We start from the raw sequence: 226 nt of genomic DNA, 5'->3' as shown, positions 1-226 counted from the left end.
CTAAGGTTGAAATTCCATTAACAGAAGAGAATGGTAAGAAGATTCCAGAAGGTACAACCTTCGAAAGTGATCAACCAGGAGTCATCACAGTAGATAAAGATGGCAAAGTCACTGTGACAATTCCAGAAGGAGCAAAACCAGGCGATAAAATTACAGGTAAAGTTCTTGTACGTTATCCAGATGGCTCAACGGAAGAAATCCCAGTCACTGTAACAGTAGGTGAACA

Annotated in this window: 1 protein-coding gene; it reads left to right on the top strand. The window is 40.7% G+C overall.

Annotated features, from left to right (window positions below; all coding sequences use genetic code 11):
* Window positions 1–226 (top strand): YPDG domain-containing protein (locus tag OCF96_RS10145; protein WP_261447098.1); only part of this gene is annotated, 226 nt, incomplete at both ends.

The organism is Streptococcus mitis, from assembly GCF_946190065.1.
GTDB classification, from domain to species: domain Bacteria; phylum Bacillota; class Bacilli; order Lactobacillales; family Streptococcaceae; genus Streptococcus; species Streptococcus mitis_DE.
Note: the sequence above shows the minus strand (reverse complement) of the source record. Positions and strands in the feature narration are given on the sequence as shown.